This window comes from Paenibacillus sp. FJAT-27812 (assembly GCF_001273905.1).
Lineage (GTDB): Bacteria > Bacillota > Bacilli > Paenibacillales > Paenibacillaceae > Pristimantibacillus.
Genome location: NZ_LIGH01000001.1, coordinates 7,200,814 through 7,217,735, shown reverse-complemented (window position 1 = coordinate 7,217,735; position 16,922 = coordinate 7,200,814). Strand labels below are relative to the sequence as shown.

General features: G+C 47.3%; 19 protein-coding genes. 12 read left to right on the top strand and 7 right to left on the bottom strand.

Annotated elements, in window-relative coordinates; all coding sequences use genetic code 11:
- The 6 genes from ADU23_RS31065 to ADU23_RS31040 all read left to right on the top strand — a co-directional run.
- The coding region (locus tag ADU23_RS31065; RefSeq protein WP_053377300.1) for a WIAG-tail domain at positions 1–477 on the top strand (477 nt) is incomplete at its 5' end.
- A gap of 190 nt (positions 478–667) precedes the next feature.
- The gene (locus ADU23_RS31060) at positions 668–2,050 is read left to right on the top strand and encodes a glycosyltransferase family 2 protein (protein ID WP_053377299.1); all 1,383 of its coding nucleotides are present in this window, start codon (positions 668–670) and stop codon (positions 2,048–2,050) included.
- Positions 2,051–2,114: 64 nt separating this feature from the next.
- Positions 2,115–2,405, top strand: coding sequence for a hypothetical protein (locus ADU23_RS31055; RefSeq protein WP_053377298.1), 291 nt, complete (start codon positions 2,115–2,117; stop codon positions 2,403–2,405).
- A gap of 27 nt (positions 2,406–2,432) precedes the next feature.
- A complete protein-coding gene (locus tag ADU23_RS31050; protein WP_053377297.1) occupies positions 2,433–2,774 on the top strand; it encodes a hypothetical protein in 342 nt (113 codons plus the stop codon).
- The gene (locus ADU23_RS31045; RefSeq protein ID WP_053377296.1) at positions 2,771–3,079 is read left to right on the top strand and encodes a hypothetical protein; all 309 of its coding nucleotides are present in this window, start codon (positions 2,771–2,773) and stop codon (positions 3,077–3,079) included. The genes ADU23_RS31050 and ADU23_RS31045 overlap by 4 nt, the downstream gene beginning before the upstream one ends.
- Positions 3,073–3,324, top strand: a complete 252-nt coding sequence (locus tag ADU23_RS31040) for a hypothetical protein (RefSeq protein WP_053377295.1) — start codon at positions 3,073–3,075, stop codon at positions 3,322–3,324. Before ADU23_RS31045 ends, ADU23_RS31040 begins: the two co-directional genes overlap by 7 nt.
- Positions 3,325–3,403: 79 nt before the next feature.
- Here the strand turns inward: ADU23_RS31040 and ADU23_RS31035 are convergent, their stop codons facing one another.
- Entirely contained in the window at positions 3,404–4,411 is a 1,008-nt protein-coding gene (locus ADU23_RS31035; RefSeq protein ID WP_053377294.1) for a ketoacyl-ACP synthase III, read from the bottom strand.
- Positions 4,412–4,570: 159 nt separating this feature from the next.
- Here ADU23_RS31035 and ADU23_RS31030 point away from each other — a divergent pair, with 159 nt between their 5' ends.
- The 3 genes from ADU23_RS31030 to ADU23_RS31020 all read left to right on the top strand — a co-directional run bounded on the left by ADU23_RS31030 (position 4,571) and on the right by ADU23_RS31020 (position 7,723).
- The gene (locus ADU23_RS31030) at positions 4,571–5,296 is read left to right on the top strand and encodes a YhcN/YlaJ family sporulation lipoprotein (RefSeq protein ID WP_053377293.1); all 726 of its coding nucleotides are present in this window, start codon (positions 4,571–4,573) and stop codon (positions 5,294–5,296) included.
- 206 nt (positions 5,297–5,502) lie between these two features.
- The gene (locus tag ADU23_RS31025; protein ID WP_053377292.1) at positions 5,503–6,462 is read left to right on the top strand and encodes an IS30 family transposase; all 960 of its coding nucleotides are present in this window, start codon (positions 5,503–5,505) and stop codon (positions 6,460–6,462) included.
- Between the two features lie 136 nt (positions 6,463–6,598).
- Positions 6,599–7,723 carry a hypothetical protein gene (locus ADU23_RS31020; protein WP_053377291.1) on the top strand — a complete coding sequence of 375 codons (1,125 nt, stop codon included), beginning with the start codon at positions 6,599–6,601 and terminating at the stop codon, positions 7,721–7,723.
- 61 nt (positions 7,724–7,784) lie between these two features.
- Here ADU23_RS31020 and ADU23_RS31015 read toward each other — a convergent pair whose 3' ends face one another.
- The 5 genes from ADU23_RS31015 to ADU23_RS30995 all read right to left on the bottom strand — a co-directional run bounded on the left by ADU23_RS31015 (position 7,785) and on the right by ADU23_RS30995 (position 12,115).
- Positions 7,785–8,555, bottom strand: a complete 771-nt coding sequence (locus ADU23_RS31015) for a glycosyltransferase (protein ID WP_053377290.1) — start codon at positions 8,553–8,555, stop codon at positions 7,785–7,787.
- 66 nt (positions 8,556–8,621) lie between these two features.
- Positions 8,622–9,311, bottom strand: a complete 690-nt coding sequence (locus ADU23_RS31010; RefSeq protein WP_082198193.1) for a glycosyltransferase family 2 protein — start codon at positions 9,309–9,311, stop codon at positions 8,622–8,624.
- Complete coding sequence (locus ADU23_RS31005) at positions 9,312–10,328, bottom strand: glycosyltransferase family 4 protein (RefSeq protein ID WP_053377289.1); 1,017 nt, start codon at positions 10,326–10,328, stop codon at positions 9,312–9,314.
- A gap of 77 nt (positions 10,329–10,405) precedes the next feature.
- Positions 10,406–11,095, bottom strand: coding sequence for a glycosyltransferase family 2 protein (locus ADU23_RS31000; protein WP_053377288.1), 690 nt, complete (start codon positions 11,093–11,095; stop codon positions 10,406–10,408).
- Complete coding sequence (locus ADU23_RS30995; protein ID WP_053377287.1) at positions 11,096–12,115, bottom strand: glycosyltransferase family 4 protein; 1,020 nt, start codon at positions 12,113–12,115, stop codon at positions 11,096–11,098.
- 208 nt (positions 12,116–12,323) lie between these two features.
- Here ADU23_RS30995 and ADU23_RS30990 point away from each other — a divergent pair, with 208 nt between their 5' ends.
- The 3 genes from ADU23_RS30990 (at position 12,324) to ADU23_RS30980 (ending at position 16,048) form a co-directional block, all read left to right on the top strand.
- Complete coding sequence (locus ADU23_RS30990; RefSeq protein WP_063846124.1) at positions 12,324–13,310, top strand: sugar phosphate nucleotidyltransferase; 987 nt, start codon at positions 12,324–12,326, stop codon at positions 13,308–13,310.
- The gene (locus tag ADU23_RS30985; protein WP_082311260.1) at positions 13,307–14,602 is read left to right on the top strand and encodes a UDP-glucose dehydrogenase family protein; all 1,296 of its coding nucleotides are present in this window, start codon (positions 13,307–13,309) and stop codon (positions 14,600–14,602) included. Before ADU23_RS30990 ends, ADU23_RS30985 begins: the two co-directional genes overlap by 4 nt.
- Before the next feature lie 126 nt (positions 14,603–14,728).
- Positions 14,729–16,048 carry a nucleotide sugar dehydrogenase gene (locus ADU23_RS30980; RefSeq protein ID WP_053377286.1) on the top strand — a complete coding sequence of 440 codons (1,320 nt, stop codon included), beginning with the start codon at positions 14,729–14,731 and terminating at the stop codon, positions 16,046–16,048.
- Positions 16,049–16,153: 105 nt separating this feature from the next.
- On the opposite strand, the gene ADU23_RS30975 is transcribed toward ADU23_RS30980, so the two are convergent.
- Entirely contained in the window at positions 16,154–16,879 is a 726-nt protein-coding gene (locus ADU23_RS30975; protein ID WP_053377285.1) for a glycosyltransferase, read from the bottom strand.
- Positions 16,880–16,922: the final 43 nt, after the last annotated feature.

Genomic DNA, 16,922 nt, shown 5'->3' with positions numbered 1-16,922 from the left:
TCGAAGCTGGCTGCCTTGAGCGTAGGAACGGAGCAAATCGCTCCGGGAAGCATTACCGCGGATAAGCTTGCTGCCGGTCTGCTGCCGGAATATTCGCTGGGCTTAGCAACGATTCAACCGGAGCATGTGGCGGATGGAGCAATAGAAAGCAGACATATCCAGGAGCAGTCTATCGAGCTCTCAGCTCTGCGGTTTGCGCCGGTTATCACGTCACCCGGCAAAGGTGTTGTTAAGCAGCAATTCGGTCTGACGCCGTATAGCTTTGCCCCGCAAGCGGAGCAAGTCGAATTGATTGTCCCGTTTGATGAGCCTTTCGCGGACAATCGATACGTCATTACGGTGACGACTGACAACCCGGCTTGTTATGCGATCGTTCACTCGAAAGCAACGGATAAAGCAGCGATCATCATTATTCGTACTCGGATCAGCCATGAGCCTAGAGGAAATATTAATTGGATTGCGATTGGCAAAGCCTAATATTCACAACAGAACAGCTGTCCGGCAAGGTCTGAAAGGCCTGTAGGACAGCTGTTTTATTTTCCGGAAAAATGGAATCTATTAAATTGTTTTCTGTATAAGCTGTATACTCGCCGTTACAGAAATAGCATTCCTACATACGATATGATGTTGAACCGAACGATCATATGATGGATTGGAGAGATTATCGATGAGACGCAAAAAAAGGCCGGTCCGACGTCTCAAAAGCAGTGCTGGCTTGCGCAATAATGCGGAAAAAAGGTTGGAGAGGTATAGGCTTGGCCTCAGCAAAGGTTATGAGCAAGGTTTAAAGGCCGGCCTAGATAACTATGAGGCTTATTTCGAAGGCACTAGCATTATCATTCCGAGCGATAACGAGGTAGAGTCGGTGAAAGCATGTATTGAAGGCATCATGGACCATACCGATCTCGCCTATGAGATCATCGTTATTGATAATAGCTCCACGGATGGGATCGAGCATTATTTAAATCAATTGGATGGCCAAGTGCGATATCGGATTCTGCCTGAATCAATCGGTTTCACTGGCGCAGCGAATATAGGTTTCATGATGGCTAAGGGAACGAGCATATTGCTCCTGAACAATCGTATTCAGCCTACCGAAAACTGGCTCGAAAATTTACTTTTATGTTTGAACAGCGATGATAGCATCGGATTGGTAGGGCCTGTATCAAATGGACTAAGCGGGAAGCAGCGGATGGAGATTCACTTTGATGATTTGGAAGATAAGCATGAATATGCAAGAGTCAACAACAAAAGCGATTCCTCCAAATGGCATCAAACAGATCGCCTGTCGGGCTGCTGTTTGCTGTTTCGGCGCGAGCTGCTGGAGAGGGTTGGATATTTGGATGAGGGCTGTCAGGAAACGCCTTATTATGCAGATGATTATGGCCTGCGGGTGAAATTACAAGGATCTTCACTCGTTTATGCGAGAGATGCTCTTGTTTATTTTGCAGAGCAGGCGGAAGAGAGGGTTGAGCGGCAAATGAGCCAAGCTGGGCACCCGGATTCAAGCCTCTATTTTTCCAATAAGTGGAGGGGAATCGACAGCGTAATATTTGATATGGAAGCGTCTGCATATGGCCGGGATGAGTGGTTTAAGGGGATGTCGGCGGAGAGCGGAGCGAAGCTGGGAGAGTCGGCTTTTTACCCGCAGCATTTGGCTGTGAAAGGTCTCGGCGAGACGATCTATTGGATTGAGGATTGCGTAAGAAGGCCGATTAACGGGCAATGGGGAGAATCTGTCATTTGTTTGTCACAGCTCGATCTTTGGCGCTGGGCAATGGGCGAGCCGGTTCCTGCGGAGGCACTGACTGCTTTCAAAGGTTCTTTGGGCGAGGATGAGGCGCTGCGTGACGGCATGTTGTGCGAGGACAGCAACGGAAGCAGCTATTATCTTGAAAACGGCAGAAAACGTGCGATTATCAGCAGGCTTGCTGCCGAGTGTTGGGGATTGGACGCTCATCGACAAATGAAGCTTACTGATGAGGAGTTAAGCGTCATACCGGATGGCCTGCCAATCATTGCGCCTGTAAAGCTGCTCCAAGCTTTGTAGTATATAATCGAGTACCTCGCCTGCTGGGGACGCATATGCTATAGAAGCAAGGAGGGAGAGTTCCATGCAAAAAAAGATTACAGAAATGATGCGGCATATGTCTTTATCCAATGAGCACCTAGCAAAGGTACTTGAGGAAGAGCGTCATGTGACCGTTCGGCTTTCGGAAATTGTACAATCGATTCCTGATGAGCACCCCAGCTTCGGCGGCGATTCAGGTCTGCTGGAAAATACGCAGGCGATGGGGCAAAATATCATCGCTTATTTAAATAGTATCGCGGATTTACAGGAAACGATTGCTGCGCAGCTTACGTTCGTTATTCGTGAGTTGAAGGAAGCGGACGGGGAAGAATGATGAGGGTATAAGGAGGCATTGCTTGGTATGAGTCGCGAACACGCGTATATGCGAATGCTTGGCTCAACAGCTAACATGCAAAAAAATATAGCGATCATGTTAGAAGCCAAAGCTGCTGAAGCCGAGAAGAGGAGTTACTGGATCTGCAATCATTTGCACGGCCAAAGCTTTAATTCGCAGCAGTCCCAGCTGGACCAGTCGTTGCAAATGCATGATCAGGTCATTGAGATGATCGATGGCATTACGAAGCTGAACCAAGGCATCGTTTCCATTATGAAAGCTGTGCTGCGCCAGGATGAAGAAGAAACGGAAGGGTTCGGGGAAACGCTGCTTGGCAAAGGCATTTCCTTTGGTGATAAAAACGAATGAGCGGAATAACGACGGAACGTGAGGCAAGAGCAGACTTTTTAGCTTCGCTTGCCAGAAGCCAGCATGCGCTTGCCCGTATTTTGGAGAGTGTCGCGGATGTTGCTGATCAATCTCCGGATACGGCAAAGCTTCTGCGCGACAATGTGCGTTCGCTTACCGACCTGCAGGAAACGATTGCAGAGGCGGCAACGGGCCTTGCTTGGCGCAGAAGGGTGAAACGGAGAGGAAAACCCGTGAAGCCCTGGCTTCAGCCTCAGCTAACAATCTATGGCGATCAACGGTCAGGGGGACAATTCCATTGCTGAACAATAAGAGGAAAGCCTCGCTGGGCTTGAAGAGCAGCGCAAAGGGGACGCGCAAGCGAACGCTCCGGAGAAATTCGATTGTCAAAAAGTCGCTGCAGCGCCGAAAACCGCTGCTTCGAAAGCGGTTTACACAAAAGGAGAACGAGCAGGCGGAGCTTGGGCAAACGTTCAATAAAGGGTATAATGCCGGTTTCGCTAAAGGATTTGAAGACGGACACCTAGCCGCTTACAAATTGCGGCCATAACGAACAGAATAGCCCTATACCAAGTTGTTTCTCTGTGATGCAGGAACGGCTCGGTATAGGGCTTGTTTAATGCTGCTTCTTATAAAGTCCATTTGAGAATGACGCCAGCTTGCGTAAGGCCGCCACCAAAGCCGTACAGGAGCATGAGCTGGCCTGGCTTCACCGTACCTGCTTTGACGGCTTCGTCGATTGCAAGCGGTATGGAGGCTGCTGACGTGTTGCCAAACGCTTTAATGCTGGATAACGTTTGGCTAAGCGAGAAGCCGGTTCGCTCGCAAAGCGATTCAATGATGCGCATGTTTGCGCTATGGGGGATAAACCAATCGATGTCGGCTGCGGAATAACCGCTGCGATCCAATAGCTGCTGTACGCCTTCCGCGACGTGGCTGACCGCCCAGCGGTAGACTTCGCGGCCATTTTGCACAATAAACCCGCTTGTCTGAATGTCATGCTCACCGATTGCAGATGCTAAGCTGCTGCGATAAAGGAGATGGCCGCGGGAGCCGTCGGTCTTGCTATATACGGCGGCGATATCGCCATGTCCGTCTTCGGATGCTTCGATGAGAAAAGCGCCGGCACCGTCGCCGAACAATATGCAAGTCGTGCGATCCGTATAATCGGTAATTTTGGACAGCGTTTCTGCTCCTAGAACCAAAATCTTGCGATGAGCCCCAGACAGAAGCAGGCCGTTCGCCAGCTGTATGGCAGCAGCGAAGCCCGCGCATGCAGCTTGGATGTCTGCCGCTCCGGCGCTCAAGATGCCAAAATGAGACTGTACCTGCGAGGCTACGCTCGGGAATACGGCGTCCGGCGTAGAGGTAGCGACGATAATGTAATCAACATCAGCGACGGTAACGTTGTAGCGTTCAATCATGTTATGGATAGCATCAAAGCATAGATCGCTCGTGAATTGGCCATCTGATGCGATATGCCGCTCCTTGATGCCGGTCCGCTGCACGATCCATTCATCGTTAGTCTCCACTAGCTTCTCCAAATCAGCGTTGGTTAATATTCGTTCAGGAACGTACGAGCCGATTGCGGTAATGACAGCATTCGAGTGAATGGCAGCATATTTTGTTTCATTCATACGGAGCACTTCCTCTCATAATTAGTACCAAGTACTAGTAGTTGATACTAATTTACTTTATCCAATCGTCTTTGTCAATGAGATGAATAGCCTATTCGGAAAAGGCAAACGATAAAGGAAGGTCCGGGGCCTAATTAAAATAAGTTGGAGGATGGCTAAATGCGCAAACAAATCGCTGCTTTGTCTGCAGGTGTGTTGCTAAGCACATTGCTGGCAGGCTGCATGGAAAATCACGGTGAGCTTGGGAATAAGGACATCCGCTCGAACAGCATAAGATATGATGCAAATGGCAATTTATTAAAGGATAAACGATTTGCCAACGATCAGATGAACGAAATGAACCGCGTGAACGGACGCAGGCTTAATAGCAATAACGTCATTGGCTCGCATAAAAACTATCGCATGGAAATGAGCGAGACGATCGCTAAGGCGATTACGGATATGGGTGCCGTAAAATCCTCCTACGTGATGTTGACGGATCATAACGCCTATGTCGCTGTCTCGTTGGATGAGGCGGAGCCGAAGGCTGAATCCAAAATGATGAGCAGAACGAACAGCGGTTACATGGGCAAAGAGGGAACAAGGATGAGCAGACGAATGAGCAGCTTGTCAACGGGACAACATTTGCTCACAAACCAAATGAAAGATGAAATTGCCAAAGAGGTACGACGCTTAAAGCCTGGCGTGGAGCATGTGTATGTTTCCGCGAATCCGGATTTTGTCGGCCGAATGAACGCGTACATGAATGACGTGAAGCTGGGGCATCCTATCCAAGGGTTTATAGCCGAGTTTAATGCAATGGCCGAGCGGGTATTTCCAGCCCAGCCAAGCGATAAAAATATGGAAACCAGAAGCATCAAGGACAGACGGATGATTTATGATTAGTTATTTTATAATAAAATGAAATCATTAAGCTTGAGGACAAACTGTCCTTGAGCTTTTTTTAGTTGGGAACGATATCGTTATCCATTTATTTTTTATATATGACGAATTGTAATATGAAGTGCGACACCTAGAAAAACAAAAGGCTCATGAAGGCTTCGTGTAAAATGGAAGTTACCACACCACCATTTTGTACAGGAGAAACCATCATGAGCTACTTCCATCTTAACATAATTGAACGAGGACAACTAGAAGCGTTGCATCGATTGGGCTGGTCATGTCGCAAGATTGGGCATGAGCTGGGTCGACATCCTTCTACTATCGCACGAGAAATAGCACGTAGCGGCAGTAAGAAGAACGGAACTTATACGGCTAGTTCTGCCCAAGAAGAGTCCCATGAGCGAAGAGCTTCTAGCGTGCCTGTCGGCAAATATACTAAGGCACTTGCCGAAGAACTCAATCTAAAGCTGCTGGAAACCTGGTCCCCTGAGCAGATCGCCGAGAAGCGTCGTATCGAAGGGAAACCCTTCGTTTGCTTCAAGACGATCTACAGATGGCTATACGGGGGGCGCCTCACTGCGGGAGTCAACGTGCTGCGACATAAGGGCAAGCGTCAAAAGCCGATGGAAACACGTGGTCGCTTCCTCGTCGGTACGCCGATCAGCAAGCGACCGAAAGAAGTCCGTAAGCGTACGACGTTCGGTCATTGGGAGCTTGATACCGTGGTTTCCAGCCGTGGCAAAAGCAAGGCCTGCGCTGCTACTTTCATCGAGCGAAAGACGCGACTGTACGTTGCACTGAAGATGCCTGATCGAACGGCTCACTCGATGGAGGTCGCCTTTGGTGTCATGCTCAGCCAATACCCACGTGGCACCTGCCAGACGGCCACAACTGATCGTGGCAAAGAGTTTGCTTGCTACGCGAGCCTAGAAGCTGTGCATAACTTAAAGGTCTACTTCGCCGATCCCTATTCCTCTTGGCAGAGAGGCTCTAACGAGAACGCAAACGGTCTTCTTCGGGAATTCTTCCCCAAAGGGCATGACTTCGCTTCCGTTACCGATGACCAACTCACCGTTGCCATTCGTTTAATTAACAACCGCCCTCGTAAATGTCTCGGGTGGAGGTCGGCTCACGAAGCCTTCATGGAAGAGGTGTCGCACTTAGCTTGACAATTCGTCATATAAATTTAGACAGCCAATCAGGTTACTTATGAATCTAGACAATCATAGTATAGGGAAGGAGAGGAGTTGGTTTAACTACCGTGAATGCAAATCGGCGGCTTGTGTATAAACGGAGGGGAGCAGCATGATCATTGGAACGGTATCAAGTGCCAGCCGGCTGCCCAGCGCGATGATTTTGGCTAAATCGGTCAAGAAGCATATGCGCGAAAGTAAAGTAGTAGTTGGCATTATCGAGGATTCAATGCCGAGCGAGGCGCTTATTTACCCTTATTTCGATGAGGTTGTACTAATAAAAGATTTGGGCACGTATCCCGATATGCAAAAATTCTTTTTTCAATATACGGCTGAGGAAGCGACGCGGGCTTGCAGGGCGCCAATGATGAAGCACATATATAACAAATATACGGATGAGCATTTGATGCTCTACATGGATGCGGAAACGAAGGTTGTATCGCCGCTAGAGGAGCTTGCCGCCGCTGCGGCCAATCATCCCATCATCCTGATCGGCAACGTCGTCCATCCGGAGACGCTGGATATGGATTGGCTTTCCGGCATCCGCCATAGAGGCATTTACCATCCCGGTTTTTTGGCTTTGAAACGGCATCCCGACGCTGAACGCTTTTTGTCGTGGTGGAGCAAGCTGAGCGAGAACAATAGCTACTACGACCATGGCAGCAAACGTTTTGCCGATCAGGCATGGCTTGATTTAACGCATACGCTCTTTGATGACGTCTATGCGCTTCGCCACAATGGATACCTGGTCACAGCCGAAAATATAATGGAAAGATGGAATATACATCAGGTTTCTCCCGAGGCGTATACCATTGACGGACAGCCGCTGCGCTCCATTCATGTAACGGATGATTTTTTGCACGCAACCTCTTGGATCGATTCGGAAAGAGGGGAGCTGTTCGGCAGTCTATTTCAGGATTATAGCGAAGAACGGAAGGGAATGGCTCAGCGCGCAGTAAATAGCGCACCTTGGAGCTACAGCCGCTTCGCTGGCGGAGAACCGATTGAAGATCAAACGAAAGAGATGTTCCGCCGCCATTATTACGTAAATCCTGAAATAGACAACCCGTTTTTGCTATCGAATGCTTTTTTTACGGGAGAGCAAAGAAGCGTCGAAGCTCCTTCGCTACCAGCTTTGCTTCCAAAGAGCAAGCCGGTCATGCAAGCAAGAAGACGCAGGCTAAGGCGTAAGAAAGAGTATTCTGTTCGTAAAAAACGCAGAGCCTCGAGCGTATGATAGGCATTTAAAAAAACGAGCCCTAGAGTCGCTTCTAAGGCTCGTTTTCGTATGTTTTTGTTCAAGATTGCGAAGCGGGCAAGCTTTTTTGGCTGCCGGGAATAGGAAGCCTGTTGAGCGATTTATTAATATACGGCTTGAAGTCGGTTGTATCGATAATGCTGGCGTTTTTGTCCGTCAGCAGCTGCTTATCGGTTATTTTCCATGTATGAGAAAGGTTGTTTGGCCGCCTGTACGCTACGAAGTTATAGGGAGAGGTAGTGTATATGCGGAAACCTTTGTTTAAGCAAGCGCGAACAAAACGAACGTCCGTGCCTTGGCGCACATGCCTTGAAAAATGGACCTTTTGAAAAACCCTTTTATGGAACATGATCGTTGCCCCGGCTATTTTTCTGCATGGCTTATAGGGGGGGACGGAGGTTTTGCGAAGCAAAAGCTTGGATCGATGCGGGAAAAAGAAATAACAGGAGCGTTTGCCAATGACATCCGCTTTCGAATTCCCGAACAGCTGCATAGCCTCTGCGAGATAATAAGGCGAGTAATAGTCGTCGTCGTCAAACTTGGCGATGTAGTTGTATTTGGCTGTAGATGCGGCGTAATTGAGGCATGCTCCCAAGTTTTTTGCCTGGTCAACCCGATAGATGCGGACATTTTGGTATTGCAGCGCCTTCTGCTTATACGGTTCTAATGAAATATTGTTTTTGTTCACAATAATAATGAGCTCTTTCTTATTCCAAGTCTGACGGGCATAATTCCGGAAAATATGATGGAGATGCTCCGGCCGAATGGTCGAGGTTATGATAGATACGCCTTCATTCACCATGTTCAACATCTATCGAGCCACCTTCCCTGTCACTTTAAAAAGCAGCGAATCGGTCGAAATGCTTATGCAGACGCTTTAAGACACATACTTGGTATAGTCATTCGTATATCTGACCAGCCTGCAATAATCCATATACTTTTTGGTGCTGTTCTTTTGCGTATGCGACTCAACATTTTTCCGGCGGACGCAGACATAATTTTTTTTGGAGACGGAATAAATTTTATATCCTTTTTTGCGGCAGCGAAAAGTCCACTCCGAATCGGTGCCCACCAATCGGTTTTCCGGAAATTTCACATTTCTCCAAACCGATTTTCTAAAGAGCAGCGTTCCTCCTTTTATGGAGCGTCGATACGACTGCTCGCTTCCGGCACGGAACACCATAAGCGCTTTTGTTTCTTCAAAATAAAGATAGGAGGTTGTTTTGCCGACGATGCTGGCTTTGCCTGCTCTGAGCGCCCTTATGGACTCGATCAAATAGTTTGGCGCGTAATAATCATCATCGTCGAACTTCGTGATGATCCCGTCCTTCGCCCTCGCAATAGCATAATTCAAACATTTGCCCAGCAAATATTTTTGTGGAAGCTTGTAGACCCTGACTTCGTTTTTGGGGTACTGGCTGGCGCGCTCCTTCCACAGCTTAATATCCATGTCATCTTTATTCAAAATAATAATCATTTGTTTGTCCTTCACCGTTTGCCGATTATAGTTGGCGAATACATTATCCATATAGGCGGATCTCATCGTGCATGCGATAATGGTTACCACTTATCTCAGCCCCTTGCGGTGAGTTTTGGTTTTGCGCTTCGTCCATTTGGTGTTTCTTACGATTTTATATCGTTTTTCTTTAATGATTTTTTTGTACAGCTTCAAAAACTTGTCGGTCATGGAACGGTCGGAAAAATGTTTTTGCACATAGGCTCTGCATGCCCGGGCTGTTGGAAACTTGGACGGCTTCTGAACTTTCTTGATCATATCCTTCGTGCTGCTGCAAAGCAGCTGCGGCATGCCGTTCAGCACTTCCGGCACGGCGCCGCCCTTCCTAAAGCCAAGCACGGGCGTTCCGCTGGCGAGCGCTTCAATGAGAACGAGGCCAAACGGCTCATCCCAAGTAGACGTAAAGAGGACGCAGCTTGCGCGGGACAGCAAATCCATTTTTTTGCGGCCTCCAACGGATCCGATATAGCGAATCTTGTTATTCAAATAAGGCTTGATCTTGGAATTAAAATACTTTTTATCATTTATAGGGCCTGCCAGTATAAGCTCTTTGCCGGTTTTTCTGGCGACCTCGACTGCGAGGTGAACGCCCTTCTGCTTAATGATCCGGCCAAGAAACAGCAGATATCCCTTTTTCTTTTTGCGGAAGCGATAATCTTCGACCCGAATGCCGTTATGCACGTAAAAGCCTTTATTTTTACCGTATTTCCGCAAAATCGTTTTGCTCACATATACGGGGATTTGGACGCCGGCCACTCCCTTTGAATGGGAGCTTCTAATAGTGGGTATGGGCGGGTTCGAACTGGCTACAATGCCGTAATGGTCATGAATAAAATCGACATCGCTGGGCAGGTTTTTCATAATAAAAGCAAGCTGCTCGTTCCGGTCGTTGGACGGATATTCGAAGGTTTGGGTAGAGCGGGCAGTGGAGCCTTTCTTCGCGAATAAAATGACTTTATGGCCGCGCCGAACGAGCTCTTCCGTTAAATAATGAACCTCACGCTGCGTGCCGCCGTAATCTTTAGGAGGAACTGGTAAGGTATTAGTTGATATTTGTGCTATCTTCAAAATCGCACAGCTCCCTTAATTTAGAATATTTAAGCCTTGCTTATTAGGCGTCGGATGCTATTCCGCTCTTGTGTAGTTTACGAGATGTACTTTGCAAAATGGCGGGTACGACGGACAAGCTTGCAGTGGGACATATATCTTTTTGTGCTCTTTTTTTGCGTATGCGAGCCTATATTTTTTCTTCTAATGCAGACGTAGTGTTTTTTGGAAACGGAATAGATTTTAAAGCCTCTTCTTCTGCATCTTCCAGTCCATCCGGAATCAGTGCCTACCAGCTTATGCTCCGGGAATTTCACTCTTCGCCATACCGATTTTTTAAAGAGAAGCGTTCCGCCTTTAATGGATCTTTGATATTTCCGCTCTCCGCCTCTGCGAAATACCATGAGCGCCTTTTTCTCTTCAAAATAGAGATAGGACGTATGCTTGCCGATAATGTTTGCTTTCCCCTTCTTCAGTGCCCTTACCGATTCCCTCAAATATTTTGGAGCGTAATAGTCATCGTCATCGAACTTGGCGATAATGCCTTCCTTTGCCAAGGAAATGGCGTAGTTCAAACATTTGCCCAGCTTATATTTTTGCGGCAGCTTATAGACCCGCACTTCGTTGTTGGGGTACTGCTTTGCTCTTTCTTTCCAAGCTTTAAGGTCCATATTATTTTTGTTCAACACAATAATCATCTGTTTGTCTTTCCACAATTGCCGGTCGTAGTTGGCGAACACGTTATCCATAAAAGAGTTTCTCATGGTGCATGCGATAATGGTGACCATTTAATACAACTCCTCGATTTCGTTTTTTGCCTTTGCCTTGCGCTTATTCCACAGGGAATGTTTGATCAGCTTATATTTTTTACGCTTAATAATTTTTTGGTACAGCTTGAGAAAGTTGTCGGTCATGACGATGTCGGAGAAGCGTGCTCTGACGTAACGCCTGCATTTGTGGGCAGAAGGCAATTTTTTTGAATTTCTTATTTTTGAAGCCATTTCGTTGGTATTGCTGCAAAGCAGCTGAGGCAGACCCTTTAACACTTCCGGCACGGCGCCTTTCTTGAAACCAAGCACAGGCGTCCCGCTTGCCAGCGCTTCTATGAGAACAAGGCCAAAAGGTTCATCCCAGGTGGAAGTAAAGAGTACGCAGCTTGCGCCGGACAGCAGTTCCTGCTTCTTGCTGCCGCCGACAGAGCCCACATAGCGGATTTTATGGTTTAAGTGAGGCTTGATTTTTGAATTGAAATATTTCCTATCATTTAAAGGACCTGCAATGATCAGTTTTTTGCCGGTTTTTTTGGCGACCTTGATCGCAAGGTGGACGCCCTTTTGCTCGATCATACGGCCGATAAAAAGCAGATAATCGTCTTTGTTCTTGCGAAACTGGTAATCCTCGACCCGAATGCCGTTATGCACATAAAAACCTTTGTTTTTGCCGTATTTTTTTAGAATCGTTTTGCTTACATAGATCGGAATTTGCACGCCGGCGACGCCCTTTGAATGGGAATTGCGAATCGTAGGAATGGGCGGGTTGGCTTTGGCTACGATTCCGTAATGATCATGAATGAAATCAACGTCTTCTGGAAGGTTCTTTATTATAAAATCAAGCTGTTCCTTACGGTTGTTGGATGGGTATTCAAAGGTTTGGCTTGCGTTCGAAGTAGAGCCTTTCTTGGCGAACAAGATGACTTCATGACCGCGACGAACCAATTCTTCAGTTAGATAATGAACGTCACGCTGCGTGCCGCCATAGTCTTTAGGAGGTACAGTTATTGTATTTGTTGATATTTGTGCAATTTTCAAAGCCCGCACAGCTCCTTTAGGTTAGTATCTATAAGGCATCACACCGTAGGATATGAATGGTCAACTATTCATGGCACGGCGTTTTCATTAGATGGCAGCAGTTCTTTTCCGCGCAAGAACGAGCGATTTGCGAAGCTTGGCCTACACCAATCGCAGCTCCTTTTCATAGAATGATAGAAATTGATTTTTTTAATAGGGGAGATGCGTTTTGAAAGGACTAATACTCTGTGCTGGCAAAGGGACTCGGCTTTATCCGTTCACCCTGAAACATCCTAAAACGCTCATACCTGTAGCTAACACTCCCATTTTGCAATCTTGTATTGAGAAGCTGACAGAGCAAGGGATTAGGGAGATCGGGGTTGTCATCCACCCGTCGCAGGAGTCGGATATTCGTGAATGTTTGGGTGAAGAAAAGGATGTAACGATCACTTATATTTACCAGAATGAGGCGAAGGGCATCTCGGACGCGGTGAAGCAGGCTGAGGCGTATATTGAAGATGAAGCTTTTTTGCTGTTGTTAGGCGACAATATAATTTCCGATAGTTTAAGAGAATTGAAGATTGACGTAGAAGAAAGAGGAAGCCATGCCTCCTTGCTGCTCGCAGAGGTTGCGAATCCACAGGATTACGGCATAGCGGAGGTGCTGGAGGAGCGTATCATAAGGCTCGAGGAGAAGCCGCGCATTCCTAAATCGAAACTTGCCGTCTTAGGCGCTTATGCCTTTAAAGGATCGATATTCGCAGCGGTCAACGACATTAAGCCCTCCGCAAGAGGCGAATATGAAATTACGGACGCCATTCAATGGGTTATCGATCAAAACCTTCCCGTAACTTATCATGTGACGCAAAAGCTTAACATGGACGTCGGGACGCTGGAGCGGTGGTTAGAGTCCAACCGCAAAAGGCTTGACGAGATTCCGAGCAAGAGCCTGAAGCATGAATCGGTCATCTTAGACAATTGTACCCTTATTGAGCCTGTTTCCATTGCTAAAGGAAGCGTGTTGAAGGATTGTACCGTTGGCCCCTATGTTTCGATCAGTGCCGACTCGCATATCGAGGATTGCCGAATCGAAAACAGCATTATTTTGAGCGGTGTACATTTGCAGCATATTGCTTATTCGTTAAAAGATACGGTCATTGGTTATCGATCCGTCATGGCAGGCCTGCATGCAAGGAAAGAAGGGGGAAACCAATGAATATATTAGTAATCGGCACGGGATATGTAGGGTCAACAACGGCGATGGTCTTTGCTGAGCTTGGCTGGAAGGTGACGGGGCTGGATACCGACAAGCATAAAATTCAGCAGCTGGAGCAAGGGGTGCTTCACTTTTACGAGCCAGGGCTCGAGGACATGCTCCGCAAGCATGTGCAATCTGGACAAATACAATTTACGACGAATAAAGATAAAGCGATCAGAGACAATGATTTAATTTTTATATGTGTCGGAACGCCCTCTCGCGCCGATGGCAGCGCCGATATGCGATATGTGAAGCAGGTTGCAGAGGATATCGGGCAAAAGATGAACGGCTATAAGCTGGTCGTAACAAAAAGCACCGTTCCTGTAGGGACACAGGAGCAGATTACCGCTTGGATTGCCGCCGCTCAAGAGCAGGCTTATCCGTTCGACGTCGCTTCAAACCCGGAATTTTTGCGCGAAGGAAAAGCGGTAGCCGATGCTTTAAATCCTGATCGCATTATTATAGGTTCCAATAGCAAACGTGCTGCTCATGTGCTTCAATCGCTTTACCAATCGGCTAAATGCCCCGTAGTCATAACGACCCCGAGAACAGCCGAGCTAATCAAATACGCTTCAAACGCCTTTTTAGCTACTAAAATATCTTTTGTTAACGAGCTTGCCAGACTCTGTGATGTGCTGGACGTCAATGTGAAGGAAGTATCGTTTGGGATGGGACTTGATCCACGAATAGGCCCAAGCTTTCTGCAGGCTGGAATCGGATACGGAGGGTCATGCTTCCCGAAGGATGTGTCAGCCTTAATTCTTACGGCAAAGCAAAATAGTACCGAGCTGTCAGTGCTAGAGAAGGTTGTACAGGTCAATCAAACGCAGCATGCATACCTGATTAATAAAGTGAGAGAGCGTTTGGGAAGTCTTGCAAACCAAAAAATAGCCGTACTAGGCCTGGCCTTTAAACCGGATACAGATGATATAAGGGAGGCTCCGGCACTTCGGGTGATAGAGAGCCTGCTGAACGAGCAAGCGCATGTGACGCTGTATGATCCAGTAGCTTCGCTGCCGGCTGACGCAGCATATAAAGCCGTCACGGAATGCTCCAAGCTGGAGGAAGCGCTGCAGGCTGCCGATGCGGTCATTTTGTGCACGGAGTGGCCGATTTTCAAAAATATAGATTGGGGCCACATGAAACTAGTAATGTCCCAGCCGAATGTATTCGACGGACGAAATATACTGGATCCGCGTGACATGCGCGCCAATGGCTATTATTATCAAGGAATTGGCCACAACGGCTAAATTTTCGATCCCCCAAATGGGGGATCGTCTTGTTTATAGCCGCCATTGTCCAATCAATTGAAACAGGCTCTTCATATATTATTATAGTTGGTTATAGCAGCTAGAAAGAGGGCGAGATCATAGATTATGAGCAAGGAACGATTCAATAACATCCCTGATGAGCCGCGGACGGTAGCCATAGTAGGACTTGGCTATGTAGGCCTTCCGTTAGCTTTGCTGTTTGCCCAAAAGGGATTTCACGTGCTGGGCATTGATTTGGATCATCAAAAGATTAAAAAGCTGAGCAGAGGACAGAGCTATATTATCGAAGTAGAGGATCAGGAGATCCAATCGGCCTTAGAGGCCAAACGTTTCACCCCATCGGATCAATACAGCGTTATGGATAAAGCGGAAGCCATTATTATTTGTGTGCCGACACCGCTGACCTCCTATGGCACGCCTGATTTGAGCTTTTTGACGCAGGCAGCCAAAGAAATAAAGAGCAGGCTCAGAGAGGGTCAATTGGTCATTTTGGAAAGCTCGACGTATCCGGGAACGACTAGGGAGGTGCTGCTTCCTATTTTAAGTAAATCCGGTTTGCGGGTTGGGGTAGATTTTCACGCTGCCTATTCGCCTGAGCGGGTAGACCCTGGCAACAAAGAATACCGGGTAGAAAACATTCCGAAGGTCGTTAGCGGAATTACGCCAGACTGCTTGAGCAGGGCAGTTGAATTGTACCGGCAAGTATTCGCACAGGTTCATAAAATGTCTTCGACGGATGCCGCCGAAATGACAAAGCTGCTCGAAAACGCCTATCGGCTGGTCAACATTTCATTTATTAACGAGCTTGCGATGATCTGTGACGTGCTCGATTTAAATCTCTGGGAGATCATTGAGGCAGCCGCTACGAAGCCGTTTGGCTTCAAAGCCTTTTACCCTGGACCGGGCGTCGGGGGCCACTGTATTCCTGTTGATCCTTCTTATTTAGCTTGGAAAATAAAGCAATACGGCATCAGCTCCGATTTTATTCAAACCTCCAATGCAGTCAATCGCATGATGCCTCTGTATATTACGCAGCAGCTAAAGCTGCATCTTGCCCCTAAAGCGTTAACGAGCACGAACATTCTAGTTTATGGAGCTGCTTATAAGCCGGATATTGCTGATTATCGGGAATCGGCTTCTATTGAGCTTATTCATCTGCTGCAAATTGAAGGGGCGGGCGTTTACTATCATGATCCTTACGTGCCTTCCATGCAGGTCGGGGCGCATACTCTCGAGAGTACGCCGCTTACTGAAGCGTTGATTAAAAGTATGGACTGTATCGTCATAGCGACCGACCACTCAAGCCTTCCGTTGCCGCTTCTGCTTGAGCATGCGGCGCTGATCTACGACACGCGGAATGTTACCAAGGATGCGGTTGGCAAAGCTAAGATCGTAAGGCTTGGCGGCGGCAAAGGCGAGCTATAAAGGAATGGCGAGCGACACGAGCTGAAGGCAGCCGGGTCGTTCGTTTTTGTTTTTTTACACGAAAATAAGGATGGCCATCGCCATCCTTATTTTTCTTGATATCGGTTAATAACTTTCATTGACGGCATATCTGCGATAATCGTCGGTATGCGTGATAAAGATGCCATTGTTCAGAAAATATTCTTTGGATGGATGCCAAGTGTGCAAGAGCGGGTCGGCTCTGCGATTGCAAACATAGTTATACCGGTTCGTCGCATAGATTTTGAACCCGGCATGAATGCTGTCACGTAAGAAAGCGACGTCTTCACCGAGCGAAATAGGCTGAAAGCGAACGCGATGAAATACTTTTTTGCGGAACAGCAGCGTTGCGCCCGCCACATGTTTGGTATAAGCATTTTCACGGTTAGGAAAACGCAAGGCTAAGGTTCTGTCTTCCTCCAAGTACGTGTGATAGGTGCATTTTCCAATGATATCGGCTCTAGTCGTATTTAATGCCTTCAAAGCGGAGCTTAAATAAAACCTTGAATAGAAGTCATCATCATCAAACTTTGCGATTACATCATATTTGCTATGCTCAGCCGCAAAATTCAAGCATTCGCCTAAGCTTATAAACTCGGGGAGTTTATAAATGGAAATGTTCGGATACAGCAGCGAACGCTCTTGCCAGTCGGCTAAGTCGAGCTGATCGTTATTTAAAATAACGATTAGCTCCTTATTATCTAAGATCTGCCGATCATAGTTATTGAAAATATTGTACATATACGGGAGTTTGTTCGTACAAGTAACAATCGTAACGCCCGTATCAGCTGCTACCTTCCTTTTCTTCTTCATTGTCACACACACCACCTAGGTTTGTTCGTAAAGGGAAGCTCCT